Origin of the sequence: Nocardioides pelophilus (assembly GCF_014180685.1) — a bacterium.
Lineage (GTDB): Bacteria > Actinomycetota > Actinomycetes > Propionibacteriales > Nocardioidaceae > Nocardioides > Nocardioides pelophilus.
Window position 1 is genome coordinate 1 of record NZ_JACEHF010000007.1, and the last position, 25,116, is coordinate 25,116.

General features: G+C 69.0%; 20 protein-coding genes and 2 tRNA genes. 7 read left to right on the forward strand and 15 right to left on the reverse strand.

The genetic code is table 11. The features are described 5' to 3' along the window. Window positions 1–3,643 (forward strand): toprim domain-containing protein (locus H0488_RS03055; RefSeq protein WP_183097813.1); only part of this gene is annotated, 3,643 nt, incomplete at its 5' end. A 720-nt stretch (window positions 3,644–4,363) separates the two neighbouring features. Then, entirely contained in the window at window positions 4,364–5,365 is a 1,002-nt protein-coding gene (locus H0488_RS24895) for a restriction endonuclease (RefSeq protein WP_183097814.1), read from the forward strand. A 223-nt stretch (window positions 5,366–5,588) separates the two neighbouring features. Here the strand turns inward: H0488_RS24895 and H0488_RS03065 are convergent, their stop codons facing one another. Beyond that, window positions 5,589–6,767, reverse strand: coding sequence for a hypothetical protein (locus tag H0488_RS03065; protein ID WP_183097815.1), 1,179 nt, complete (start codon window positions 6,765–6,767; stop codon window positions 5,589–5,591). A gap of 201 nt (window positions 6,768–6,968) precedes the next feature. On the opposite strand from H0488_RS03065, the gene H0488_RS03070 reads away from it, so the two are divergent. Next, window positions 6,969–8,042 (forward strand): hypothetical protein, encoded by a 1,074-nt coding sequence (locus tag H0488_RS03070; protein WP_183097816.1) that lies wholly within the window; start codon window positions 6,969–6,971, stop codon window positions 8,040–8,042. A 405-nt stretch (window positions 8,043–8,447) separates the two neighbouring features. On the opposite strand, the gene H0488_RS03075 is transcribed toward H0488_RS03070, so the two are convergent. Both H0488_RS03075 and H0488_RS03080 read right to left on the reverse strand, forming a co-directional pair. Next, window positions 8,448–8,612, reverse strand: coding sequence for a hypothetical protein (locus H0488_RS03075; RefSeq protein WP_183097817.1), 165 nt, complete (start codon window positions 8,610–8,612; stop codon window positions 8,448–8,450). A gap of 23 nt (window positions 8,613–8,635) precedes the next feature. After that, window positions 8,636–9,691: a DUF4192 domain-containing protein gene (locus H0488_RS03080; RefSeq protein ID WP_183097818.1), complete on the reverse strand. Its 1,056-nt coding sequence runs from the start codon at window positions 9,689–9,691 to the stop codon at window positions 8,636–8,638. Window positions 9,692–10,130: 439 nt separating this feature from the next. On the opposite strand from H0488_RS03080, the gene H0488_RS03085 reads away from it, so the two are divergent. Further along, complete coding sequence (locus H0488_RS03085) at window positions 10,131–10,343, forward strand: hypothetical protein (RefSeq protein WP_183097819.1); 213 nt, start codon at window positions 10,131–10,133, stop codon at window positions 10,341–10,343. A 1-nt stretch (window position 10,344) separates the two neighbouring features. Continuing rightward, window positions 10,345–10,542 (forward strand): helix-turn-helix domain-containing protein, encoded by a 198-nt coding sequence (locus tag H0488_RS03090; RefSeq protein ID WP_220794137.1) that lies wholly within the window; start codon window positions 10,345–10,347, stop codon window positions 10,540–10,542. Between the two features lie 450 nt (window positions 10,543–10,992). On the opposite strand, the gene H0488_RS03095 is transcribed toward H0488_RS03090, so the two are convergent. The 9 genes from H0488_RS03095 to recF all read right to left on the reverse strand — a co-directional run bounded on the left by H0488_RS03095 (window position 10,993) and on the right by recF (window position 19,472). After that, window positions 10,993–11,349 (reverse strand): hypothetical protein, encoded by a 357-nt coding sequence (locus tag H0488_RS03095; protein ID WP_183097820.1) that lies wholly within the window; start codon window positions 11,347–11,349, stop codon window positions 10,993–10,995. Between the two features lie 103 nt (window positions 11,350–11,452). Further along, window positions 11,453–11,528: transfer RNA gene (locus H0488_RS03100), tRNA-Ala, on the reverse strand. Between the two features lie 12 nt (window positions 11,529–11,540). Then, window positions 11,541–11,669 (reverse strand): DLW-39 family protein, encoded by a 129-nt coding sequence (locus tag H0488_RS23590; protein ID WP_312856187.1) that lies wholly within the window; start codon window positions 11,667–11,669, stop codon window positions 11,541–11,543. A 48-nt stretch (window positions 11,670–11,717) separates the two neighbouring features. Further along, window positions 11,718–11,791, reverse strand: a tRNA-Ile gene (locus H0488_RS03105). Window positions 11,792–11,885: 94 nt separating this feature from the next. Further along, window positions 11,886–12,413 (reverse strand): DUF3566 domain-containing protein, encoded by a 528-nt coding sequence (locus H0488_RS03110; protein WP_312856188.1) that lies wholly within the window; start codon window positions 12,411–12,413, stop codon window positions 11,886–11,888. A 98-nt stretch (window positions 12,414–12,511) separates the two neighbouring features. Beyond that, a complete protein-coding gene (gyrA, locus tag H0488_RS03115) occupies window positions 12,512–15,199 on the reverse strand; it encodes a DNA gyrase subunit A (protein ID WP_246371393.1) in 2,688 nt (895 codons plus the stop codon). 176 nt (window positions 15,200–15,375) lie between these two features. Next, a complete protein-coding gene (gene gyrB / locus H0488_RS03120) occupies window positions 15,376–17,466 on the reverse strand; it encodes a DNA topoisomerase (ATP-hydrolyzing) subunit B (RefSeq protein WP_183097823.1) in 2,091 nt (696 codons plus the stop codon). Between the two features lie 268 nt (window positions 17,467–17,734). Beyond that, window positions 17,735–18,331, reverse strand: a complete 597-nt coding sequence (locus tag H0488_RS03125) for a DciA family protein (RefSeq protein ID WP_312856189.1) — start codon at window positions 18,329–18,331, stop codon at window positions 17,735–17,737. Next, window positions 18,306–19,472 (reverse strand): DNA replication/repair protein RecF, encoded by a 1,167-nt coding sequence (gene recF / locus H0488_RS03130; protein ID WP_183097824.1) that lies wholly within the window; start codon window positions 19,470–19,472, stop codon window positions 18,306–18,308. Before recF ends, H0488_RS03125 begins: the two co-directional genes overlap by 26 nt. A 113-nt stretch (window positions 19,473–19,585) precedes the next feature. Between recF and H0488_RS03135 the strand changes: the two genes are divergently transcribed. After that, entirely contained in the window at window positions 19,586–20,020 is a 435-nt protein-coding gene (locus H0488_RS03135; RefSeq protein WP_183097825.1) for an NINE protein, read from the forward strand. Window positions 20,021–20,033: 13 nt separating this feature from the next. Then, complete coding sequence (locus H0488_RS03140) at window positions 20,034–20,477, forward strand: DUF2752 domain-containing protein (RefSeq protein ID WP_183097826.1); 444 nt, start codon at window positions 20,034–20,036, stop codon at window positions 20,475–20,477. 103 nt (window positions 20,478–20,580) lie between these two features. Here H0488_RS03140 and gnd read toward each other — a convergent pair whose 3' ends face one another. From gnd to dnaA, 3 genes are all read right to left on the reverse strand, one after another. Next, window positions 20,581–21,465, reverse strand: a complete 885-nt coding sequence (gene gnd / locus H0488_RS03145) for a phosphogluconate dehydrogenase (NAD(+)-dependent, decarboxylating) (protein ID WP_183097827.1) — start codon at window positions 21,463–21,465, stop codon at window positions 20,581–20,583. 11 nt (window positions 21,466–21,476) lie between these two features. Beyond that, window positions 21,477–22,622 (reverse strand): DNA polymerase III subunit beta, encoded by a 1,146-nt coding sequence (dnaN, locus tag H0488_RS03150; RefSeq protein ID WP_183097828.1) that lies wholly within the window; start codon window positions 22,620–22,622, stop codon window positions 21,477–21,479. Between the two features lie 441 nt (window positions 22,623–23,063). Next, window positions 23,064–24,617, reverse strand: a complete 1,554-nt coding sequence (dnaA, locus tag H0488_RS03155) for a chromosomal replication initiator protein DnaA (RefSeq protein WP_312856190.1) — start codon at window positions 24,615–24,617, stop codon at window positions 23,064–23,066. Window positions 24,618–25,116 lie beyond the last annotated feature (499 nt).

A 25,116-nucleotide genomic window follows, 5' to 3' on the forward strand; every position in this document is an offset into this window, starting at 1 on the left:
CGACATCGCCCACCAGATCGGCGCCGTCACCCTCAGCGAGGTACACCGCTTCCGCAACCCCGACGGCAGCCTCAACCACGCCGAAGCGGCCGCCACCCTCGCGCTGCGCGAGGGCGACCCGTCGGCGATCGCGTTCTACGCCGACCGCGGCCGCATCCACGTCGGCGACCTCGGCGCCTGCGCCGACCAGGCCTACGCCGCCTGGGCCACCGACCGGGCCGACGGCACCGACTCAGTCCTGATCGCACCCACCCGAGACCTCGTCGCCGAGCTCAACACCCGCGCCCGCAACGACCGCCTCGCCGGACTCGACGACGCGGAGATCGGGCGCGTCTTGACGCTGGCCGACGGCACCAAGGTGTCCGAAGGCGACCGGATCATCACCCGCGAGAACGACCGCCGCCTGCGCATCAGCCGAACCAACTGGGTCAAGAACGGCGACCGCTGGCACGTCACGAAAGTCAACGCCGACGGCTCCCTGCTCGTCGTCCACGACCACCTCGGCAACACCATCACCCTGCCCGCCGACTACGTCTCCAAGACCGTCCAGCTCGGGTACGCCACCACCGTTCACGGCGCACAGGGCATCACCACCGGCACCTGCCATGTCGTCCTCACCGGTGACGAAGACCGGAACCTGCTCTACGTCGCGCTCTCGCGTGGCAAGTTCGCCAACCACCTCTACCTCAACGTCGCCAGCGACGGCGACCCGCACAACCTCATCAGGCCGGAGGCACTCATCCCGCCCACCGCACTCGACCGGATCGCCCAGATGCTGCGCCGCGACGGCTCGCCGGTCTCCACGACCACCGCGCTGCGTGAGCAGACCAACCCGCACCAGCTGCTCGGCGACATGGCCGCCCGCTACCACGACGCCGTCACGACCGGCGCCGAGACCCTCATCGGTCCCGTCGGCATGGACAAGATCGACGCCCACGCCGAAGCACTCCTCACCGGGCTCACCGAGGCCCCCGCCTGGCCGACACTCCGCTCCCACCTCGCGCTCATCGCACTCGACGAACACAGCCCTCTCAAGCTCCTGACCGCAGCAGTCGGCGTCGGGTCGCTCGCCGACGCCCGCGACCCCGCCGCCGTGCTCGACGCCCGCATCGACGACCTCGTCGCCGAACTCACGGCCGCCCGGCCACACGATCCCGACACTCCTCCGCCCACCGACGGGCCACTGCCCTGGCTGCCAGCCATCCCCGCCCGGCTGGCCGAGGCCCACGACTGGGGTCCGTTCGCAGCCACCTACCACCAGCTCGTCCGCGAACAGATCGACGCAGTACGAGCACAGGCCCACGGATGGACCGGCGCTACCGCGCCCGTGTGGGCACAGCCCTTCCTCGAGGACGAGGACGCCGAACTGCGGGCCGACCTCGCCGTGTGGCGGGCAGTGGCCGGGACCGATGAGAACGACCTGCGCCCCACCGGCGATCGCACCATCGGCGCCCCCGGCGCCCACCAGACCAAGCTCAACCGGGCCGTCCGCTCGGCACGTCCGAGCTACCCCTTCTCCCAGCGCACCTGGTACCAGGTGCTGCCCGAGGCTGTCCACGCAGACCCGTGGATCACCCCGCTGTGCCAGCGACTCGCCCGTCTCGAGCGCGCCGGGCTGCCCGTGACCGACTACATCAAGCAGGCGCTCGCCACCGATCCATCGCTCTCCGGCTGCCACTCCGCCACCGACACGGACACCTCCGTCGCCGCGCGGCCCCTCCCCGACGAGCAGCAGGCCGCCGCGCTGTGGTGGCGTCTGGTTCCTCACCTCGGCCCGGCCGCACTCGGAGCCGACGAGCATTCCGCGAACCTGCTGCAGCCCACATGGCGCACCGCGCTGGCCGAACTCGTCGGCACAACCAAGGCCGACTACCTGCAGAACGCGCCCGCGTGGCCCGCGCTCGTGGCCGCGGTCGACGAAGCCTGCGAACACCACGGCTGGACCCCGACCGAGATCCTCTCCAGCGCCCTGGCCGGCCTCCCCCAAGACGGCAGCCTCACCGGCGTCGAGGTCGCCGACGCACTCGTGCTGCGCATCGCCATGCTCACCGACCAGCCCACAGAACCCCCTATCCACGGCGCCCAGCCAGCGCCGTACGGCGACGACGACGTTCCCCCGGACCCGGACATGCTGCCCCCCGAGGACGCCGACGCATTCATGGCCGCCTTCTACCGCGACCTACCCGACGACGACAACACACCTGCCCTCCACTCCCCCGGCCCGGGCGAGTACCGCGACCTCGCGACCGAGCCGAGCGACTGGGAGCCGCCCATCGACGCCAACGAGCCACCGGCGTACGACGACGTTGCCGTCAGCGGCTACCCGTACGTTGACGACCCGTACGCAACGCCGCTGCCGTGGGAGCAGGCCGCCAACGTCACCCCCGAGAACGCCTTCCCAGACCCGAACCAGCTCCCGGCCGAGCGGATCCACGAGCTCAACCAGCAGGCTATGGCCTACTTCGAATCCTGCTCCCCGCGCTCCTGGGCGCCGGGCTATCTGCGGGAGCGGCTGGGAACCGACCTCGCCGACGACCCGAACTACGCCGTCGGATACGCCCCCGGCGGTGGCCGCAGCCTAATGCGCCACCTCACCGACCAAGGCGCCACCCTCGACGAGCTCGAGCACGCCGGCCTCATCTCCCGGCGCGAACGCGACGACGGCACGACCTACTACCGCGACTTCTTCCGCGACCGACTCATCATGCCCATCCGCGACCCCCACGACCCGAGCGGGCAGGCCATCCTGGGCTTCGTCGGCCGCCGCAACCCCACCAAGACCGACGACGACTACGCCGGACCGAAGTACCTCAACACCCGCACCACCTCGGTCTTCACCAAGGGCGAGGCACTGTTCGGCTACGCCGAAGCGCGCGACCTGCTCGCAGCCAGGGCGCTCCCGGTCATCGTCGAAGGCCCCATGGACGCGCTGGCAATCACCCTAGGAAGCAACGGCGACGCCGTCGGCATCGCGCCGATGGGCACCGCGCTCACCGTCAACCAGATCCGGCTCCTACGTGCCCACATCGACACGGTCAACGGCCGCGACCGCATCGCCGTCGCCACCGACTCCGACCCCGCCGGATGGACGTCGGCACAGAAGGCCTTCTGGCACCTCACCGCCGCAGACCTCGACCCCACCCACCTCGACCTACCCGACGGACTGGACCCCGCCAACCTGTTCGAGACCCAGGGAGCCGCCGCGATCACTGCTGCCCTCGAGAATCGAGCCCCGCTCGGCGACGCGATGATCGACCACCTGCTCCGCACCGCCGGGCACTGGACGGAGACCGACGTCCGTCAGCAGGTCATCCACCAGGCTGCCCGCATCCTCGCCTCCCGCGGGTCCGAACACTGGCTCGACGGGTTCGAGCATCTGCGCTGCAAGCTCCACTTCGCCCCGGGCATCCTCGAGCACCAGACCGTCACCGAAAGCATCGAACGCGACCGCAACCGCCCGACCTACGCCCAAGCCCGGATCGACGAGATCAACGCCGAAGAGCGCAAGAGGACCGCCAAGACCAGCCCGATGTCACGGCGCCGGGCAGCCGAGAAACGGCTCGCAACCACAGCCAGCACGCCCCGACCCGCACCCGATGAAACACCGACTTCCAGTACCGATCACCAAGGCCCGGCGCGTTGACGCGACGTCGCTCAGAATCGCTCTGAGCGAAGGAACAACACCCGCGTGTCGCAATTTGCCCGATCGAAGGCTCCCAGGGTTCGCCAGAAGGCGTTCTGAGAGCCCGCGTGGACCATCCGGCCCTCCTGCAGGGGTGCGCGCGGCCCCATTCCCGCTCCCCCGATGATGCTGTCGAGATGCAGCGAATATGAGGCGATCGAAACTTCGCCTCAAGAAGACTGAATCGGTAGACATTGACGCGTCGGGCGTCCGCGGGAGAGTCCACCGGATCCGAACTGAGCCGAGCTCGGACGGTGGCATCTGCGCGGGCGCAACGAGTTGTGTCGGATGGTGGGCGGAGTGTCCTCGGAGGAGGTGACCACGATGACGGTCAGGCAGCACAGACCCTGCGGCAAGGTGCGCTACACCAGCGAGCGCACGGCGATCCGGAGGGCGATCGCCTCGTCGCGGCACGCGGGCCTGGCGCTCCGCGTCTACCGGTGTCCTGATTGCAAGGGATGGCACCTGACCAAGAAGCCGACGTGGACCGCCACACATCGACCGCAGCCGGCGGAGTCGAGCCGGGGACGCAACGCGCTCGGGCACCGGACCGGGTGCTCGTGTGGCCAGTGCGCCTGGCTCGACGTCGAACTCATCGCCTGACCGACGCAGACCCACTGGCGTTCCCTCGCTGAGAGCCGCAACCCGCATGGGGAGCGGCGGAGAACCTGGGATGCTTCAGTGGACGATCCGGTCGTCGGTGGCAAGAATTCCTGGGAGATGGTGTTAAGGGTGTCCAACTACAAGTCGGCGGCCACGGAGAGGACCTCCAACGCCCTGCTGATCGTCATTCTTGTCATGGTTGTGGTGTTTGCGGGTTGGCTCGCGAGCACCTCGAGCAAGGGTGTCGGCGGGGGCGTCGTGCTCTTCATTTGCGGTCTGGTGGGAGGCGCGATCCCCGGTACACTCATCTTCGCCGGGCTCGATCATGTCCTCGGCGCCAGCGGGCAAGGCGCGAAACCCGATGCTTCAAGGAAGTCGGGCTCGCCGACATCAGGCATTGCATTGGCAAAGCGAATCCCTCAGACGAACCCGCGCGTCTGCCCGCACTGCGGACGCGCATCGGCTCGGCGGCTCTCTGGCTTCTGCGAAGGCTGCGGGAGCCTCCTCTACGAGGATGGAATCTGGGTAGCAGGAGACATGCGGGACCCAGTAGCGACCTACGTGTGGGACAAGCAGAAGAGGGAGTGGTGGATCCTCACGACCCGAGAGAGGCGGGTCGAGGACGAGCGCAAGGCAGCCGAGGCGCAGCGCGTGGCGGCCGAGGCCGAACGCGCGAAGTTGGCATCGCGACCTGCCATCCCCACACCTCGCCTCATCAGCAGGGCCGCCGAGGCTGAGGAACTCGCTGCCGAGTGGATCCGCTGGATGGGGTTCCCAGGGGCGGCGGTGACACCGGCAGGGACAGATGGCGGAATCGACGTGATCGGTCCCGGCGCGAACGGGGTGATCGCCGCACAGGTGAAGTTCGAGGCGGTGCCGGCCGGCCGTCCCAAGCTGCAGGAGCTCTATGGGGCGGGCCTTGCCGCTGGCGCAACGGTCACTGCGTTCTTCTCCTCGGCGGGGTTCAGCGCGCAAGCGCAGGCGTGGGCGGATCAGGTCGGGATGGCGCTATTCGAGTTCGCCGTCGACGGCTCCGTCGTGCCCGTCAATCAACGCGGCAGGGGAATCTTCGAAGCGTGAGTGCTGTCGCCGAGGCCGACTACAGCGAGGGATCGTCCGCCGAACGCTGGCCCGAGGAGGGAGGCCTGATCGTGAAGCGGCCCGGAAGCAACGTGCCGATCCATGAGTCCCGCCGAACCTGCGCCGCGGGAACTTGACCAGCACCGAACTCATCACCGTCACGGCCACGGGCGCCGGCAAGGGCGATCCGTCACAAACGCACAGGGAGAGAAGTCCCTGCCGCTTATGGCTGCTGCGACCATCCTGGCCAGTTGTCGAACCACCGGAACTCCATCGGCGTGAGTTCCTGTTGGGCATGCTCGGCTTTCGCGCCGCCGCGGTCCAACAGGTCGAGAAGAGAGTCCAGGCGGTCGCTATGCGACGCGATCACCTGGTCAGGGCCGAGTTGCTCCACGGTCACTCGTGCAGTCGACCAGATCGCGGCGACGAACTGGTGGGAGAAGAGGGCGAGCGGCACCACGTCCATGCCGCTGAAGTGGAACTGCAGCGAGTCGTTCCCACGCGAATCCCTAAAGGTGAGCTCATCGTCGCCGCTGAAGAACCACTGTTCGGCGAGGTCAAGCTCATCAGTTTGCATGGACGCGCGACGGACCCGCACAGCGAGGAGGCACTTGCTGATGTCCGCACTCTCACCCTTGTAGAGCGACGGCCGATCCTGACCGCCGGTCACGAATGCCAGCAAGTCTGCGAACTGCCCGAAATCGTTCGCCCTGATCCTCCAGCCCTGGTTCATCAGGTCGAACAACTGCCACGCGCCGCAGATGGTCGTCAGCCGGACGATCGGGTTCAGACCGAAGGACGCGCCGGTCGCGCCCGGACCGAGGTCAATCAGCCGACCGAGCGTGTCATAGCGGTATCGCGGCGGCAGACGGTCGATGACCCCGGGCGCGGACGGGGCGTGAGGCGACAACCTCATGCGCTCCTTGAGTTCGAGCGCCCACGCAAGTGTGAAGCCAGCGACGAGGTCCGATGGCGTCTGCCAGCCTCTCGGATGGTCTGAGAACACGGGCGAACCAAAGATGCCGTCGGCCTTGCGCGTCAAAGGGCCGGTCTGCGCCAGCTTGGCCGGGGGCGGCGCTGCCGCTTGGGTGGACCGCTCGGCGCGACGGGGAGCAAGATCGTGAAGCGCCTTCGCGAGGTCGCTGCCCGGTTGGATCGAGAACGTCTCGTGCTCGCCGGTCTTGAGTTTGATCGACAGCTCATCCGAAACGACGCCGCCTGACACCTCGACGAGATCAGCCAGCCAGAGTTGAAGCTCAGTGCGCCGGCTGAAGATCCCGCTCGGAGTGAACGTCAGTGTCCGAGCAGGCCAACTCGTCAGCGCAAGCGTTCCGCGGATGGTGCGCCCGTTGGCAACGTGACTGGCCGCGACCCTGTGCACGGGCTGGTTACTCGACGTCACGACGCAGAACCCTATTCTCGCGGGGCGGTTACCGCGGGGGATTTGGCTGACACCGTTCGTAAGAGTCCCCGGGAGTGGTGGGGTTTGAGGGGACCACGGCGGGGCTGCCTAACGTAGGCGGCCATCGGCGGGATCTTCGGTGTGTACAGCGGAGCCGCCGGATGGGCAAACTCGTCGGATCGAACCGGCAGACTGAGTCTCGTGGCCGAGTACTTCGACGGATGGTTCCGCCCGACCGAGGTGAACCCGCTGCCGGCGGTCGCGTCGAAGCGCACACTTACCGCTGCGATCTGCGACGCGCTGATCCAGCGTTATACCCGGGTCGCGTTGGAGTCTGTCCTCCCTGAGGAGCTCCGACTGGAATGGCGGCGCGCTGGTGCAGAGCCCGGCCAGGCCGACACGAAGCGCGACCTCATCACGGGCTACATCGAGGACTGGTCGATCGCTCAGTTGGCATCCCTCGCGCAACAACTCAGCACCTACGCCGACATCTACAAGCTCAATCAGGAGCAGTTGGCTTCGCTGGTGGAGGCGTACGAGCAAGGGGACGGCGTACAGGGCAGAACGAAGAACCTGATCTTCGCCAGCACCGGCCCGAAGCCTGACCTGGTGCTCAGGGATGCGGTCAGCAACGACATCGAGGTCGTCGCGAACGGCGACGCCTGTCTGATCTACGACCCGCTCCATCGAGTCGGGGCCGAGCTGCCACTGGGCGTAGTGGACCAGCGAGCCAGCAAGGCCGGCGTGAACCACGATGCGGTCGGCGTCGCGCTCGACAACGCCACGCCACGCCCGGCCGGCCGCGGGCGCGATGTAGCTGATCGCGACCAGGACGCCGCTCGCAACCCCGAGTGCGGGGTCGCCGCCGGGCTGGAAGCCCTGCACGACCACGATCACGCCAACCACGGCCCGCAGATGCCAGGCGAACCCCGCCGCCGGCACCCACGAGAAGGCGTGCGCGATCTGCCGAACGACGACGTACAGGAGCGTCCAGGGAAACGCCCACAGCCGCGCCGCGAGGTCGAACCGGGCCGGCCCGACGCGCTGGCTGGCCACCGCGTGACCGATCGCCGCAGCAGCGTCCTCGCGGGTGAGCCGCCGCTCGTAGAGCCCCTGGACCACGTTCGGCTCCACGATCACGGTGCGGCGCCCGCTGGGGGAGGCGACCAGACCGCCGGTGTCGATCCCGCGCATCAGCACCCGGCCCGGGGCCAGGTCGAGAGCCTTGAGCAGGGCCAGCGTCGGCGCGAGGGTTGCGCGCTCTCCGGGGCGTAGACCGCGGGCGAACCCGAAGACCCGCGCAGCGGGGGGCTCCCACAGCCCTGTCGCCAAGACAAGTGAGACGACGAGCGTGGCCGCGAACGCGGCAACCAGGCCGGCGCCGGGCAGGAAGCCAAGGCCGATGATCGCGAGGAAGCTTCCGGCGAGCGCGGCCGGGACGACCGCGAAGAGGCGGAGGATCTTGGTCGACGTTCGCATCCGTCCTCACCTCCCTTTCCGTTGGGGGAGCCCCTGTCGTTTGAAGCTCGGCCCCTGGTCGGCAGCACCCGATCGTGCCGACACCTCAGTCCTGAGTGTGCGCCGATCCACCGACAGCGCAACCGAACCGCCCCGATCCTGTGGATAGCCGCTCGCTATCCACAGGCAGTGGGTCGGATGCTTGACAAACAGCGGCCGCCGCTACTGGCGGACGGTGTCGTCGAGCCGGTCTTGGTCCGCCCCGGTGAGGTAGACGAAGTCGACCTTCGCCCTGGGCTGCAACGGGTTGCGGCCGACCGTGGGTGGGGGAGTGGTGGGGAGGAGCCGCGCCAGGTGCTGCTCCAGCCGCGACGGCGTGCTGTTCATGTGATTCACCTCCAGTCCTTGGGTCAGCGGCCCGGCGCCGACGATGCTGGGCCGGTTTCTTCGATGCCCGGCCCCCGCCGGCGGTGGTCGTGACTGCTGCGCTCGTGTGCGGTGGTGTCGCGCAGCGCCGCGTGCTGCATGAGCGCCTGTGCTGCGACTGGGGCTGCCTTGTCCCATACGGCCGGGTCGATGGCCTGCTCCAGGGCCGTGGCGACCATGTCGGCCAGCCGGTCGCCCTCAGTCATCTGGTCGAGCGCGGTCCAAGCCTTGGCCCCCTTGCCGTCCAGGAACGAGCTCAGCGCGAGCATCGTCGCCGGGCTGTCGCGAACCTCCTCGGGGGCCCGACGTACGAGGTCTTGCCAGAAGTCGGAGAACGCGGGCGCGTTCTCTCGGCTCATCCTGAACACGGCGGCGTCGCGGGCGCCGCTGTCGTGGATGATCGCCAGTACGCGAGCAGCAGCATCGTCCTCGAGGTACTTCCCGGTCTCGAGGAACCCGTCGAGGCACGACCTCAGCCACCTGACCTCCGCGACGTTGGCGGAGGTGTCCATGTCGAGAACCCGCGCCTCCGCTGCGACCAGGTGTTCGGCTACTCCCGACGGATCACCTTGCATCGCGGCCGCGAGGTCCTCCCGGCGGCCGGTGGGGATCGCTCGGCCCATGAGCGCGAACTCCGCGTCCACGCGGTCACGCACGACCGGATCCACGGTTCCGCGGGAGTCGTTGAGGACGTCGTACCACTGGTCGCCCTTGACCCACAGCATCGGACCGATCTCCGGCCCACCGCCGCCGTAGTTCAGAGTCGCGCTCAGCGACGTCAGTGCCTCGAGGCAGTCATAGCCCTTCTCGCCGTAGGCGACCAACGCGAGGCGGCGGACCGGGTGGCGGTGGAGGTAGACGTCGGAGAGCTGCTGGAGAAGCTGCTCCATCCCCTCGGGCGAGTGCGGGAGGTCGATCCGGGAGTGCGGACCGCCGCCGACGCTCACGCAGACCAGGCTGGATTCCGGATGGAACCCCATGAGGTGACGGATGTAGGAGATCAGCTCGTCGTGCGAGCGGATCGTGCGCGTGTCAGTCATCGAAGAACCACCTACTCACGGTTGGGAAGGGACTGACCCAAGAAGCAACCGCGCATCCGGCGAATCGGACACCTTGTCTGTGACTGATCTGGCGTTGTGGTCGACCGTGCCTGTCCGGGCGCGTCCTCGGCCATCCACCGTGCGGGCCCGCCGGCGAGGTGACCCAGTGCGAGCGCCTGCAGGGTGCTGAGGCCGGGCGAGCCTCGGCCTTCAGGACGATCCCCCTGTTGGCCTGGTCGAGTTGTTCGAGCGCGATCTCCCAGGTGCGGCCAGTGAGGTGCACGAGTTCGCCCCGGCCTGGGCCGGTGCGCTCGACAAGCGCGTCGACGCACCGTGCGGAAGAAGTTCGGCTCCAGATGTCCGATCCACCCGCCGGTCGGTTGCCTCTTCGGTCATCAGAACATCTGCATTCACAACCACCAGGAAAGGAGGTCGGACGATGACCACCGCTCCGATCGATATCCCCACCGAGTGGGACGACAACGACATCGTCCTCTTCGAGGAGTTTTGCTCCTTGATCCGCACTCCCCAGCGAACGGTCAGGTGCTGGCGCGTCGAGGAGCACGGCCCACAGTGGTGGCGCTTCAACGGGACCGGGCGCCTCTACACGACCGTCGCCGAGATCAGGCGCTTCATCCGGGCCGGTGAGTGACGTGACCTCTGCCCACCCGCAGACGTCCGGCACCGAGACCATCTGGATGACCCTCCAGCAGGCCGCCGTCTACATCGCCGCGTCCGTCAAGACGATCCGCCGGCTGATCGCCGCAGGCGACCTGCCGGCGTACTTGTGCGGCAAGCGGGGCCTGCGCGTACGCCGCGAGGACCTCGACAATCTGATGAGGCCACTCTGATCGGCAGCGTCTTCCCCCCACCAATTCCCGTGACAGCGTCACGACAATCCCGATAGTGATTGGCGGGGCGCTGTCGCCCTACACAATCCGTTCGCCCCTGGCGGCTACGCACCTGTGGCAGCTGCGGCACGCACACCAAACCCCTGCTCGAAGGCGATCCGCTGTCTTTGCGACGGCCGCTGGCACCCCCGGCCGGCGGGGTTCTCGCACCTCGCCGGGCCTGCGGATTTCTGCGCGACGCTTCCGCTGGGCGTAGGCCAGGAGGACGATCTCGGTCTCGCGGACCAGGTAGGCGATCCGATACGGATACCCCTTGACCAGCACGAAAAGGTCTCGTCGCCTGTCCAGCCTGGGAATGGCCTGTGCGACCGCCGGCCAGGCACTGATGTCAGCGCGCGCCGCTTCCGCCCGGTCGATCAGGGCCGGACCAAGACCCGTCTCGAGGTCCTCTCACCAGCGCACAGCCGCGTCGAACTCCGCGCCCGCCTCCGGGTGCTCACGTTGCGGAAGACTCACGCGGGCCGAGCGGCCAGTTCGCTTCGGAGCCGTGCGTAGTGCTTCGTCAGCGTCGATCAGCTCGCCACGATCGGCCAGCACGTCATCAACGTGCCGCGCGATCTCAGTCGCCCAGGCGCCATAGATCGCTGTCTGGTCCTCGGCTGATCCCGGCAGACTGGCGGGCAGGGCGCGCGCAGCAGCGGCTCGATCGTCCAGATCGAGAGCACGACCCGCCTCGAGGGATCGCGGCTGCGTCCGTTGCCATGCGTCCCAATGTACGGCTCGCCCGGAGCCGCGGAACTCTGACATTCCCACCGTCAATCTGGCACCAATCTGGCACCACGGCTCCGTTCTGGCACCACCGATCGCCACTCAAAACGAAAGAAACCGCAGTCTGACCTGCGATTTCTCGTGGTGGAGCCTAGGGGACTCGAACCCCTAACCCCCTGCTTGCAAAGCAGGTGCGCTACCAATTGCGCCAAGGCCCCGAGAGGGAAGCTTCAGGACTCGGGCAGCTGGTCGGTGGCCTCGGCCCAGAGGGCCTGCTCGGCCTTGCTTTCCTGCAGCTTCTTGACCGCGAACGCGACGCCGGCCGTGGCGAGTGCGGTGAGCACGAGCTTCTTGATCACGCGGTCCTCCGTCAGTGGTGGCATGCCCGATCGGGCGTGTGCGTGGAGTGGGCCTAACAGGACTTGAACCTGTGACCTCTTCCTTATCAGGGAAGCGCTCTAACCGTCTGAGCTATAGGCCCGGGTGGCCTGCGGCAGGGTGGAAGCCCCGAACCGCAGACCGAGGAGGAGGTTACCCGACCGCAGCCGGGCCCAACAAAACGGTGACCGGTCGGCTCAGGCGTCCTCGGCCAGCGTCACTTCGACGCCTCCGAGCAGTGCCGCGGCCATGTTGTAGAGGAACGCCGTCAGGGTGGCGCTCGCGGTCATCAAGATGACGTCGATCGCGGCCACGAGCATGGTGAACCCGAGCACCCGGCTGGTGCCGACGTAGTCCTCGATCTGGAAGGTGGAGACGTCCTCGCCGCCGATGCCCTCCTGGATCGTGCTGTTGATCGACTCCCACACGCCGGCGGCGCCGAGCACCTGCCACACCATCGCCACCGACACGACGGTGACGACGGCGAACGCGATCGACAGCAGGAACGCGGTCTTCATGACCGACCAGGGGTCGATCCGGGTGAGACGCAGGCGCGCGCGGCGCGGGCCGCGCGGCCGGCCGGCGAGCGCCTGGGCAGTCGCCGCTGTGGGGGCAGCAGGGGTCGGTGCGTTCGCCGGGGGCGGCGGCAGGTCGGGCAGCGCCTGGGCGGGCTTCTTGCCGAACCGCGGCCGATGGGCCTTGTCGGCCTTGTCGGCCTTGCTCACGGGCGCGCCCGAGGGGGCTGGCCCCGGCCCAGCGGGCCCCTGGTCGACGGGCCCCTGGTCGACGGGAACAGTGGTCGGCTCCCTGGTGCGGTCCGACATCAACTCTCACTCTCCCCGAGGCCTTGGGCGTCCCCGCTGTCGCCCGACTCGCCGGGCGCTTCCGCGTCGATTGTTACATCCGGTTCCCCAACCGACCCATTGCTCGGCCCATCATCCGGCCCAGCATCCGGCTCACCGCCGTCGTCGGGAGCGGTGGTTGCCGCGTCGTCGTCGTCGACCTTCGACTCGACCGACCGGGCCACCACGGCGACCATGTCGCCGGCCTTGGGCGACACGAACTTCACGCCCTGGGTCGACCGACCGACCGACGGCTTGAAGTTGCCGTCGATGGGGCTCCGGACGACCTGGCCCGCCTGGGTGATCGCGAGCACCTCGTCGCCGTCCTCGACGATGAAGGCGCCGACGAGCCCGCCGCGCTCCTCGTTGGTCAGCTTCATGGTGGTGATGCCGACGCCGCCGCGGCCGGTGAGGCGGTACTCGTTGATGCGGGTGCGCTTGGCGTAGCCGGCGTCGGTCATCGTGAAGACGTACTGCGCCTGCACCGCGCTGACCTGCTCGTCGGTCGCCTCGACCGCGGCCGCCTCGTCGTCGTGCTCGGCGAGACCTGCGGCCTCCTCCGCGGCGACCTGGGCGGCCCGGATCACCGACATCGACAGCACCGCGTCGTCGTCGTACTTGAACCGCATGCCGGTGACGCCGGACGTCGCGCGACCCATCGGCCGCAGCTGGTCGTCGCCGGCGCGGAACCGGATCGCCTGTCCCTTGCGCGACACCAGCAGGATGTCGTCCTCGGCGTTGACCAGCTCGGCGCCGATCAGCTCGTCGTCGTCCTCGCGGAAGTTGATGGCGATGACACCGGCCTGCCGCGGGCTGTTGTAGTCGCCGAGCCGGGTCTTCTTCACCAGGCCGTTGCGGGTCGCGAGCACGAGGTAGGGAGCTTGCTCGTAGTCGCGGATCGCGAGCACCTGGGCGATCGACTCGTCCGGCTGGAAGCTGAGCAGCCCTGCGACGTGGCCGCCCTTCGCGTCGCGCTGCGCCTCGGGCAGGTTGTAGGCCTTCGTCCGATAGACGCGGCCGGCCGTCGTGAAGAACAGCAGCCAGTGGTGGTTGGTGGTCGCGATGAAGTGCTCCACCACGTCGTCGCCGCGCAGGGTCGCGCCGCGCACGCCCTTGCCGCCGCGCTTCTGGCTGCGGTACTGGGTGGCGAGGGTGCGCTTGGCGTAGCCACCCCGCGTGATCGAGACGACCAGCTCGTCGTCGGGGATCAGGTCCTCCATCGAGAGGTCCCCGTCGGCCGCGATGATCTGGGTGCGCCGGTCGTTGCCGTACTTCTCGACGATCTCGGTGAGCTCCTCGGAGATGATCGAGCGCTGCCGGGTCTCGTTGGCGAGGATGTCCTCGAGGTCGGCGATGAGCTCCTCGAGCTCGGCCAACCGGTCCATGATCTTCTGCCGCTCGAGCGCCGCGAGCCGCCGCAGCTGCATGTCGAGGATCGCGTTGGCCTGGATCTCGTCGATCTCCAGCAGCGCGATGAGGCCCTGGCGGGCGTCGTCGACCTCGGGCGAGCGCCGGATCAGCGCGATCACCTCGTCGAGCATGTCGAGGGCCTTCACCAGGCCACGGAAGACGTGAGCCTGACGCTCCGCCTCCGCCAGCCGGTAGCGGGTGCGCCGCTGGATGACGTCGACCTGGTGGGCGATCCAGTTGCTGATGAACTGGTCGATGCTCAGGGTGCGCGGCACGCCGTCGACGAGGGCGAGCATGTTGGCGGAGAAGTTGGTCTGCAGCTCGGTGTGCTTCAGCAGGTTGTTGAGTACGACGCGCGCGACCGCATCGCGCTTCAGCACGACCACCAGTCGCTGGCCGGTGCGCCCGGAGGAGTCGTCGCGCACGTCGGAGATCCCCTGGACCTTGCCGGAGTCGGCGAGCTCGGCGATCTTCAGCGCGAGGTTGTCGGGGTTGACCATGTAGGGAAGCTCGGTGATCGACAGGCAGGTGCGTCCGCGCGCGTCCTCGTCGACCTCGATCACGGCCCGCTGGGTGACCGAGCCGCGGCCGGTGCGGTAGGCCTGCTCGATGCCCTCCCGTCCGACGATCAGTGCGCCGTTGGGGAAGTCGGGGCCCTTGATCCGCTCGATCAGCGCGTCCTGCAGCTCCTCGCGGGTCGCGTCGGGGTGCTCGAGCGCCCACTGCGCGCCGTCGGCCACCTCGCGCAGGTTGTGGGGCGGGATGTTGGTGGCCATGCCGACCGCGATGCCGGCCGACCCGTTGACGAGCAGGTTCGGGTAGCGCGCCGGGAGGACCGTCGGCTCCTCCGAGCGACCGTCGTAGTTGGGCTGGAAGTCGACGGTCTCCTGCTCGATGTCGCGGACCATCTCGAGCGCGAGCGGCGCCATCCGGCACTCGGTGTAACGCATCGCGGCCGCGGAGTCGTTGCCCGGCGAGCCGAAGTTGCCCTGGCCGTGCACCAGCGGGGCGCGCATCACCCACGGCTGGGCGAGCCGGACCAGGGTGTCGTAGATCGCGGTGTCGCCGTGGGGGTGGTACTGACCCATCACGTCACCGACGACGCGCGAGCACTTGGAGAACCCGCGGTCGGGGCGGTAGCCCCCGTCGTACATCGCGTAGAGCACCCGGCGGTGCACCGGCTTCAGACCGTCGCGCACGTCGGGGAGCGCGCGCCCCACGATCACGGCCATCGCGTAGTCGATGTAGGCGCGCTGCATGGAGGTCTGCAGCTCGATCGGCTCGATCCGGCCGCCGGGCCCCGGCGTTGCGGTGCTGTCCGTGGGAGTCTCAGTCACGATTGCTCTCTCTGGCGTTGTCTATTGAAATCTCTAGATTCCTGGATACTGGCCTTGGTCTCGAGGCTCGCTGCACTCGGACCTCGACCAGCGGCGAGCTAGATATCGAGGAATCGGACGTCCTTGGCGTTGCGCTGGATGAAGGAGCGTCGCTGCTCGACGTCCTCCCCCATCAGGATCGAGAAGATCTCGTCGGCCTGGGCGGCGTCGTCGAGGGTCACCTGCAGCATCAGCCGCTGCTCGGGGTTCATCGTGGTCTCCCACAGCTCCTCGGCGTTCATCTCACCGAGACCCTTGTAGCGCTGGACCGGGTTCTCCTTCGGCAGCTTCTTGCCCTCGGAGAGGCCGTGGTTGGTGAGCGCCTCGCGCTCGGCGTCGGAGTAGACGAACTCGTGCTCGTGCGGCTTGTTCCAGCGGATCCGGTAGAGCGGCGGCTGGGCCATGTAGACGAAGCCGTGCTCGATGAGCGGCTTCATGAACCGGAAGAGCAGGGTCAGCAGCAGGGTGTTGATGTGGTGGCCGTCGACGTCGGCGTCGGCCATCAGCACCACCTTGTGGTAGCGCAGCTTGTCGAGGTCGAACTCCTCCTGGATGCCCGTGCCCAGCGCGGAGATGATCGCCTGCACCTCGGTGTTGGCGAGCACCTTGTCGATGCGGGCCTTCTCGACGTTGAGGATCTTGCCGCGGATCGGGAGGATCGCCTGGACCCGCGGGTCGCGGCCCTGCCGGGCGGAGCCGCCGGCCGAGTCGCCCTCGACGATGAAGACCTCGCACTCCTCCGGGTTGGTCGACTGGCAGTCGGACAGCTTGCCCGGCAGGCTGCCGCTGCCCAGCAGTCCCTTGCGGGAGCGGGCCAGCTCGCGCGCCTTGCGCGCTGCGTTGCGCGCGGTGGCTGCCGCCTGCGACTTGCGGATGATCTCCTTGCCCTCGCTGGGGTTCTGCTCCAGCCAGGCGCCGAGCTGATCGTTGACGACCCGCTGCACGAAGCCCTTGGCCTCGGTGTTGCCGAGCTTGGTCTTCGTCTGACCCTCGAACTGCGGCTCGCCCAGCTTGATGGAGATGATCGCGGTCAGGCCCTCACGGATGTCCTCGCCGCTGACCCGGTCCTCGCGCTTCTTGATCAGGCCCCACTGCTCGCCCCACCCGTTGACCAGCGAGGTCAGCGCCGAGCGGAAGCCCTCCTCGTGAGTGCCCCCCTCATGGGTGTTGATCGTGTTGGCGAAGGTGTGGACCGACTCGTTGTAGCCGGTGTTCCACTGCATCGCGACCTCGAGGCTCATGTTGCCGGCGTCCTCGGGAGCGTCCGCCTCGAACGAGATGATCGTCGGGTTGGCCGCGGTCTTGGTGCGGTTGATGTGCTCGACGTAGTCGACCAGGCCGCGCTCGTACTTGAACACCTGCTTGAGGCCCTGCCCGGAGCGCTCGATCGCGCCGGCGGTGGCCTGGTCCACGCTGCTGCCGACCGTGTCGTCGGCGACCGCCTCGGCGAGCTCGCTGGCCGCCGGACGCTCGTCGTAGACGACGATCTCGAGGCCCTTGTTGAGGAAGGCCATCTCGCGGAAGCGGTTGGTGATCGTCTCCAGGGAGTACGTCGTGGTCTCGAAGATGTCCGGCGAGGCGTACCAGGTCACCGTCGTGCCGGTGCCCTCGCCCTCCTCGAGGTCGCGCACCTCGCGCAGGTCGTAGTCGGGGTCGCCGAGCGAGAACTCCTGCTCCCACAGCTTGCCGCGGTTGCGCACCTCGACCTTGAGGTTGCGGGAGAGCGCGTTCACGACCGACACACCCACGCCGTGCAGACCACCGGAGACCTTGTAGCCGGAGCCGCCGAACTTGCCGCCGGCGTGGAGCACGGTCAGCGCGAGCGTTACGGCCGGGAGCTCCTGCCCGGGGGCGGTGCCGGTCGGGATGCCGCGGCCGTTGTCCTCGACCCGCACCCCGCCGTCGGCCTGGAGAGTGATCACGATCCGGTCGCAGTAGCCGGCCAGCGCCTCGTCGACCGCGTTGTCCACGATCTCCCAGATCAGGTGGTGGAGTCCGCGCTCACCGGTCGAGCCGATGTACATGCCGGGGCGCTTGCGGACCGCCTCGAGGCCCTCGAGGACCTGGATCGAGGAGGCGTCGTAGTCGCCGGCCTGGCCCGTGGGGGCCGCCGCGTCGGTCGGGGTCGAGGTCGGCTCTTCGGCGGTCACGGCACCTCATCGGTCGGAGCGGGTGGGGCATGAAGTCGCTTTCCGCGCGCACGCGCGCGGGCAAGCAGAAGGCCGACGCTCACGCTTGTGGGGCGTGCGCCCGGCCTGAGGGCCATGATACCGCCCAGAGGGCCCCAGAACACGTCAGCGTCCCCTCCGGCAGGGGGTCTGTGGACGAAAAGTGGCCCTGAGCGCCCCGTTAAGGCCATTTCCAGCGCCGAACAGGGGGTCCGCCAAGGGCCGGTACGACGGGCGGGGCCTGATCGGGTCAGCCGTAGGTGTCGCGCGGCCCGCGTCCGTCGCGGAGACCGCGGTTGCCGTGCTTCCAGCTCGGGGCGTGCGGTCCGAGCACCTCGACCACCGTCACCGTGTCGGCGCCGAGCTCGGTGTTGAGGCGCTTGACCAGGGTGGGAGCGAGCATCTTCAGCTGCGTCGCCCAGGCGCTGGAGTCGGTCCGCACGACCAGCGTGCCGTCGGTCAACGACTCCGGTTCGCAGTGCGCGCCGATCTCGTCGCCGACCACCTCGACCCAGCGCGCGAACACGCCGCGCACCTGGAGGTCGAGCCCCCACCCTCGCTGGTCGACCAGCCGACCGACCTCGCCGCCGAGCAGCTGCGGGTCGCGGTCGTCGGGGTACGCGCCGCTCATGCCGCCCCCGCTGTTGCGCCGGGCGCGCGCGGCCGGCGAGCCGGACCGGCGGCGCTTGCGCGCGGCCGGTGCCCCCGGGGCGACTGCGCCGCGCATCATCGCCCGGGCGAGGTCGAGGCCGTCGGCGCGGTAGGCCTCGTCCCCGCCGGAATCGTCGGCGGGGTCGACAGCAGGGTCGACAGCAGGGCCGTCACTCGGCGTCGGATCGTCCGGCACGGGTCACCTCCCCTGCGGCGACGGTATAGGTGGCCCCCGCCAGCAACGCGGGCACGTCCGCCTCGACCGCGGCGGTCACCAGGACCTGCTCGGCTCCCGCGACCAGCTCGGCGAGCTGGGTGCGCCGGTCGACGTCGAGCTCGGCGAAGACGTCGTCGAGGATCAGGATCGGGTCGTCGCCGTCGGCGCGCAGCAGGTCGTACGACGCCAACCGCAGCGCCAGCCCGAAGGACCACGACTCCCCGTGGGAGGCGTAGCCCTTGACCGGCAGCCGGCTCTCCTCCCCCGGCCCGAGGGTCAGTACCAGGTCGTCGCGATGGGGACCGACCAGGGTGAGGCCGCGACCGACCTCCTCGTCCTGGCGGCGCGCCAGCTCGGCCCGGAAGGCGTCGGCGAGCTGGTCTCGTGGCGGTCGCTGCGCGACCTCCTCGACCAACGGCGTGTTGTAGACGGCCCGCGCGTCGTCGCGGGACGCCCCGCGGGCCACCGCTTCGTACGCCTTGCCGAGGTACGGCGCCAGGTCGGCGACCAGCGTCATCCGGGTGTCGAGCAGCTCGGTGCCGGTGGCGACCAGGTGGTCGTCCCAGACGGCGAGGGTGGCCAGCGCCGCGTCGCGGCTGCCCCCGCGCGCGGCGTAGATCGTCTTCAGCAGGCTGTTGCGTTGCTTGAGCACCCGGTCGTAGTCAGCCCGCACCCCCGCCAGCCGCGGTGTCCGCAGCACCAGCAGGTCGTCGAGGAAGCGCCGCCGCTCCGACGGGTCGCCCTTGACCAGCGCCAGGTCCTCGGGGCTGAACACCACCGTGCGCAGCACCCCGACCAGGTCGCGGGCGCGCGGCAGCGGCGACCGGTTGATGCGGGCCCGGTTGGCGCGACCCGGGTTGATCTCGACCTCGAGCACCGCCGTGCGGCCGTCGCGCTCGACCGCGGCCCGCACCAGTGCCTGGTCGGCCCCCGCCCGGATCAGGGGGGCGTCGGTCGCGACCCGGTGCGAGGAGAGGCGGGAGAGGTAGTCGATCGCCTCGACCAGATTGGTCTTGCCCTGCCCGTTGCGCCCCACGAACGACGTGACGCCGGCGTCGAGCGCGACGTCGACGTCGGCGTACGACCGGAAGTCGTGGAGGGTGAGGTGCGAGACGTGCACGCCCCCATCATCCCCCGCGGCACCACGCCGGAGCCGCGGGAGGTGTGGCGATTTAACGAACCCATCCCGGGGATGATGTTTCAAGGGTGCCCCGGGGACCTAGGCTGCACTCCATGACTCAACCTCCAGTTCCCCCGCCCCCGGGCGGCTACGACTACGGCTCCCCCTCCCCTGCTCCGATGTCCGGCGGCCCGTTCTACGTCAACGTGCTCGGCCAGGAGCAGGGGCCGCTCGACTTCAACACCCTCGCCCAGATGGCGGTGTCCAACCAGATCAAGGCCGACACCCCGGTCCGCACCGGCGACAGCCAGCAGTACGTCGCGGCCAAGGACGTCCCCGGTCTCTACTCCGACAAGGAGTGGCTGACCGTCGTCCTGCTGTCGTGGCTGCTGGGCAGCTTCGGCGTCGACCGCTTCTACCTCGGCCAGACCGGGCTCGGCCTCGGCAAGCTGTTCACCTGCGGCGGCTGCGGCATCTGGGCGATCTACGACCTGATCATGTTCGCGCTGCGCAAGCAGCACGACGTCGACGGCCGCCCCTTCCGCTGAGCACCGATTCCCCATGACGACGACGACCCCGCCAACCCACGAGGAGCCCCGCACGAAGCGGTTCCTCGGACGCGTCCGCATCTCGACTGCGGACGTCGTCGCGGCTGGCGGGGTCGCCGGCATCGGGGTGTCGTTCCTGCTCTCCCCCGATCACATCGAGGACGGGCCGGTCATCTGCCCGTTCCGTGCTCTCACCGGGCTGCCGTGCCCCGGTTGCGGCTTGACCCGTTCCTGGGTCTACGCCGCGCACGGCTGGTGGCGCGAGTCGTTCGCGGCCAACGCGTTCGGCATGGTCGTGGTCGCTGCGATCGTCGCGCTCGCCGTACTCGTCGTGGTGCGGAGGGTACGACGCGCCTCGCCACCCGACCTCGACACGTTCCTCAAGCACCCGGTCGCCATCGGCATCGGTGCCATCTGGCTCGTCTACGCCCTCGTGCGCCTGGCCTCCGCGCTCTAGCTGCGCCCCGCCGCTGGTTGAGGTGCGAGCGGCCGCGCCACCGCCGCCGGTTGAGGTGCGAGCGCAGCGAGCCTCGAAACCAAGGCGGCCCGGTTCAGCCCGGTCAGCCCTTCTTGGTCACGGCGTGACCGCCGAAACCGTTGCGCATCGCCGCGATCGCCTTCATCGCCACGTCGTCGTCCTGCCGTGACACGAAGCGGGCGAACAGGCTGGCGGCGATCGCCGGCATCGGGACGGCGTTCTCGATCGCGGCCTCGACCGTCCACCGGCCCTCGCCGGAGTCGTCGGCGTAGCCCTTGAGCGCGTCGAGGTGCTCGTCGGCGCGCAGCTGGTCGACGAACAGGTCGAGCAGCCACGAGCGGACCACGGTGCCGGTGCGCCAGGAGGCGAAGATCTCGGGCACGTTGTCGACGATGTCGACCTTCTCGAGCAGCTCCCAGCCCTCCGCGAAGGCCTGCATCATGGCGTACTCGATGCCGTTGTGGACCATCTTGGCGAAGTGGCCCGCGCCCGGAGTGGTCCCGCAGTGGACCAGGCCGTCGGTGGTGTCGGCCGGCTTGAGCGCCTCGAACGCCGGCATCACCTTGGCGGCGTCCTCCGCGGAGCCGCCGTACATCAGCGCGTAGCCGTTCTGGAGGCCCCAGACCCCGCCGGAGACGCCGCAGTCGACGAAGCCGATGCCCCTCTCGGCGAGCGAGGCGGCGTTGATCGCGTCGTCGGTGTACTTGGAGTTGCCGCCGTCGACGACCAGGTCGCCCTCGCTCAGCAGCTCCTTGAGGCGGGCGATGGTCGAGCGGGTCGGGTCGCCGGCCGGCACCATCACCCAGACCACCTTCGGGGCGGGCAGCGCCTCGACCAGGGCCTCGAGGCTCTCGGCGTCGGAGTCCTCCGGGGTGCGGGAGTAGCCCACGACCGTGAGGCCGGCGTTGCGCATCCGCGTGCGCATGGGGCCGCCCATCTTCCCGAGTCCGACGAGTCCGATGTGCATCGCGAGGGTTCCTATCCCAAGAGGCGGCGGGGCATGAGGAGGTAGCGGAACGAGCCCGCGGTGTCGGAGGCCGACTCGTCGGCCGTGCCGGTGATGACCACCGGCTTGGAGGCCTGCGTGAACGCGAGCTCGACCACGGCCTCGTCGATGGCGCCGAGGCCGTCGAGCAGGAACTGCGGGTTGAAGCCGGTGACCAGGTCGTCGCCCTCGATCTGAGCCTCGACCGACTCGGAGGCCTGCGCCTCGTCACCGGACCCGGCGTCGAGCGTCAGCACGCCGTCCTTGAACGCCAGCTGGACGGCGGTGTTGCGCTCGGCGACGAGCGAGACGCGCTTCAGCGACTCGATCAGCGCGGCCTTGTCGAGCTTGGCGATGGTGAGCCGCTCGCTCGGGAACAGGCTGCGGACCTTGGGGAACTCTCCGTCGAGCAGTCGCGTCGTCGTACGACGCATGCCGCCGGGGCCGCTGCCCTCGAAGCCGATCAGGCCGTCACCCGAACCGCTGGCCGAGAGCGCGATGGTGACCTCGGGGCCGGCGGTCAGCGACTTGGCCGTGTCGCCGAGCACCTTGGCCGGGACCAAGGCGGCCAGGCTCGCGTCGGGCTGGCCCGGGGTCCAGGCGAGCTCGCGCTGGGCGAGGCGGAACCGGTCGGTCGCGAGCAGCGCGATCGTGTCGCCCTCGATCTCGAGCCGGACGCCCGTGAGGACGGGCAGCATGTCGTCGCGACCCGCCGCGGTGACGGCCTGGGCGACCGCGTGGGCGAAGGCCTCGCTCGGCACCGTGCCGGTCGCGGCCGGCATCGACGGGATCGACGGGTAGTCCTCGACCGGCATCGTCTGCAGCGAGAACCGGGCGGAACCGCATGTCAGCGAGACGCGGGTGCCGTCGATCATCACGTCGACCGGCTTGGCGGGGAGGCTGCGGCAGATGTCGGCCAGCAGCCGGCCGCTGACGAGGGCAGAGCCCTCGTCACTCACCTCGGCGGTGAGGGTGGCGCGACACGACGTCTCGTAGTCGAACGTGGACAGGACCAGGCCCTCGTCCCCGGCCTCGATCAGGAGGCCGGCGAGGACGGGCGCGCTCGGACGGACGGGGAGGCTGCGGGCGGCCCAGGCGACGGCGTCGGCGAAGACATCGCGGTCGACACGGAACTTCACTTCATGCGTCCTTCACGTGGCGGAGGAGTAGGTGACTGACAAAGGAGCGGCGTCGCGTGGGGAATTACACGAATGTGCGCAGTGTGCATCCTGCCACGACTGGTTCAACGCGTGCAGTCCGGAGCCGATCCGAGGGCGTTCTCCACAGATCGGAGCCCGAGAGCTCGTTGGCGTCGCATCGATACGTAGGGAATTCGGGAGTAGTCATAGCGTCGGTGGAATCTGTGGAGAAGTCGCATAGATGCAGGTGAGCGGCTGTTTCGACATGTGTACGACGGTGTGGAGCAACAGCGCTCGGCGTACGGGTGCCTGTGGAACCCGGGCGACCTGTGGAGTGAGGCGCCCCGTGGAACCACAGAATCCTCCCCGTGTAGTTCGTACCCGTCATGGCGTGTCGTCCACAGGCAGCCGGACCGTTCGGCGGCACCACGCGTCGTGTCACTAGCTCTGCCGCGCCTGCATCTTGACCCGGTTGGTGAGCTCGCTGACCTGGTTGAACACGGCCCGCCGCTCACCGAGGAGCTGGTTGATCTTGCGCTCGGCGTACATCACCGTGGTGTGGTCGCGGTTGCCGAACTGGGCGCCGATCTTCGGCAGCGACAGTCCGGTGAGCTCGCGGCACAGGTACATCGCGATCTGGCGCGCCATCACCAGGTGCCGGCCGCGGCTGGGGCCGGTGAGCTCCTCGATCGAGAGCCCGAAGTACGCCGCGGTCTGGGCGATGATCAGCGGGGCGGTGATCTCGGGCTCGCCGCCCTCGGGGATCAGGTCCTTGAGGACGATCTCGGCGAGGGTGAGGTCGACGTCCTGGCGGTTCAGGTTGGCGAACGCGGTGACCCTGATCAGGGCACCCTCGAGCTCGCGGATGTTCGTCTGGATCTTGCTGGCGATGAACTCGAGCACGTCGGGCGGCGCGGTGAGCCTGTCCATCGCGGCCTTCTTGCGGAGGATCGCGATCCGGGTCTCGAGGTCCGGCGGCTGCACGTCGGTGATCAGGCCCCACTCGAACCGGTTGCGCAGCCGGTCCTCGAGCGCCTCGAGCCGCTTGGGCGCCTGGTCGGAGGTGAGGACGATCTGCTTCTGCGCGTTGTGGAGGTAGTTGAAGGTGTGGAAGAACTCCTCCTGCGTCTGGGTCTTGCCCTGCAGGAACTGGATGTCGTCGATCAGGAGTACGTCGACCTCGCGGTAGCGCCGCTTGAACCGGTCCTGCCGGTCGTCGCGGATCGAGTTGATGAACTCGTTGGTGAACTCCTCGGAGCTGACGTAGCGGACCTTCGCCCCCGCGTAGAGGCTGCGGACGTAGTGGCCGATGGCGTGCAGCAGGTGGGTCTTGCCGAGGCCGGAGTCGCCGTAGACGAGCAGCGGGTTGTAGGACTTGCCGGGAGCCTCCGACACCGCGACGGCGGCCGCGTGGGGGAACCTGTTGGACGACCCGATGACGAAGGTCTCGAAGGTGTACTTCGGGTTGAGCCGCGACTCGGCCGTGTGCGGGACGTTCTGTCCACCCGTCGGGACCCCGGCCGGCGGGAAGGTGCTGCGGATCGCGTCGAAGGTCGGGGTGCCCCCGTCCGAGTCGTAGGTCGACGTATCGAGAAGTCGATTTGTCGACATGTCGCCGAATCCGTTCGACGGGGCCGGCTCGGCGGGTGCCGACGGCGCCGCCGGTTCGACGGGGTGACCGGCGGGGGCCTGGTGGCGCAGGTTGGCATCCACCGTCACGGCCAGCTGCACGCCGTGACCGAACCGGTCGGTGAGGGCTTCCTCGAGGTAGCCCCGCACCCGACCCTCGAGCCGCTTGCGCGTGAACTCGTCGGGGACAGCGACGATCGCGGTCGTTCCGTGCAGGGTGACCGGCCGGCTGGCCTGCAGCCACGCCCGCTGCGGTGCCTGGAGGTCACCGATGACGGCGTCCCACGCCTCCTCCAGCTGGGTGAGCGCGGGGTCCGCCCCCTGGGTCTCCGGCTGGTCGTCCGCGTGCTCGTCGTTGCCGGTCACGGCTACCTCTCCCACATCTGTCGCACAATTTCGTCGCACCCGGTCGGGCGCTACCTCCACAACTTTGTCCACAGGCTGTGAACTCATGATCGCCGGGGTGTTGGCGCCATGCCGAGGCCGTCCGAGGTGAGGGTGATCCACCCGTTTGCGCAGGTCAGCCGCCAGTTCTTCGATCTGCGGCCGACGTTCACGTCGACGCGTGGGCCACGATGCTGCCCGAACCGGCGGGGAATCCCGGAGAGGCCGAACCTAGTCCTGCTCGGCCTGTGGATCAACCCGTTCTCCACAGGATCTCAGGATCGTCTCCACATATCATCGGCGGGGTGCGGGCTGCTGTCCGGCTTTCCGGCATAAGGTCGTGAGTTTCGTCGGTTTGACCGGTCTGTCGCCTCGCGCGTACCGTTGTGCGGTCATCCGGTGTCGACCGGTGCCGCATGTCCGTGGCCGCTTGCCCTTCCGCTTCTGGAGGGTCCGGCATCCACGGACGCGCGGTGCCAGC

Excerpts from the sequence above, each read along its gene's own strand:
- H0488_RS03095 (WP_183097820.1), bottom strand. The coding sequence starts at position 11,349 with ATGTCAGAGTTCCGCGGCTCCGGGCGAGCCGTACATTGGGACGCATGG.
- H0488_RS03140 (WP_183097826.1), top strand. The coding sequence starts at position 20,034 with ATGACGACGACGACCCCGCCAACCCACGAGGAGCCCCGCACGAAGCGG.
- gnd (WP_183097827.1), bottom strand. The coding sequence starts at position 21,465 with ATGCACATCGGACTCGTCGGACTCGGGAAGATGGGCGGCCCCATGCGC.
- H0488_RS03135 (WP_183097825.1), top strand. The coding sequence starts at position 19,586 with ATGACTCAACCTCCAGTTCCCCCGCCCCCGGGCGGCTACGACTACGGC.
- H0488_RS03085 (WP_183097819.1), top strand. The coding sequence starts at position 10,131 with ATGACCACCGCTCCGATCGATATCCCCACCGAGTGGGACGACAACGAC.
- gyrA (WP_246371393.1), bottom strand. The coding sequence starts at position 15,199 with ATGCAGCGCGCCTACATCGACTACGCGATGGCCGTGATCGTGGGGCGC.
- H0488_RS03075 (WP_183097817.1), bottom strand. The coding sequence starts at position 8,612 with ATGAACAGCACGCCGTCGCGGCTGGAGCAGCACCTGGCGCGGCTCCTC.
- H0488_RS03080 (WP_183097818.1), bottom strand. The coding sequence starts at position 9,691 with ATGACTGACACGCGCACGATCCGCTCGCACGACGAGCTGATCTCCTAC.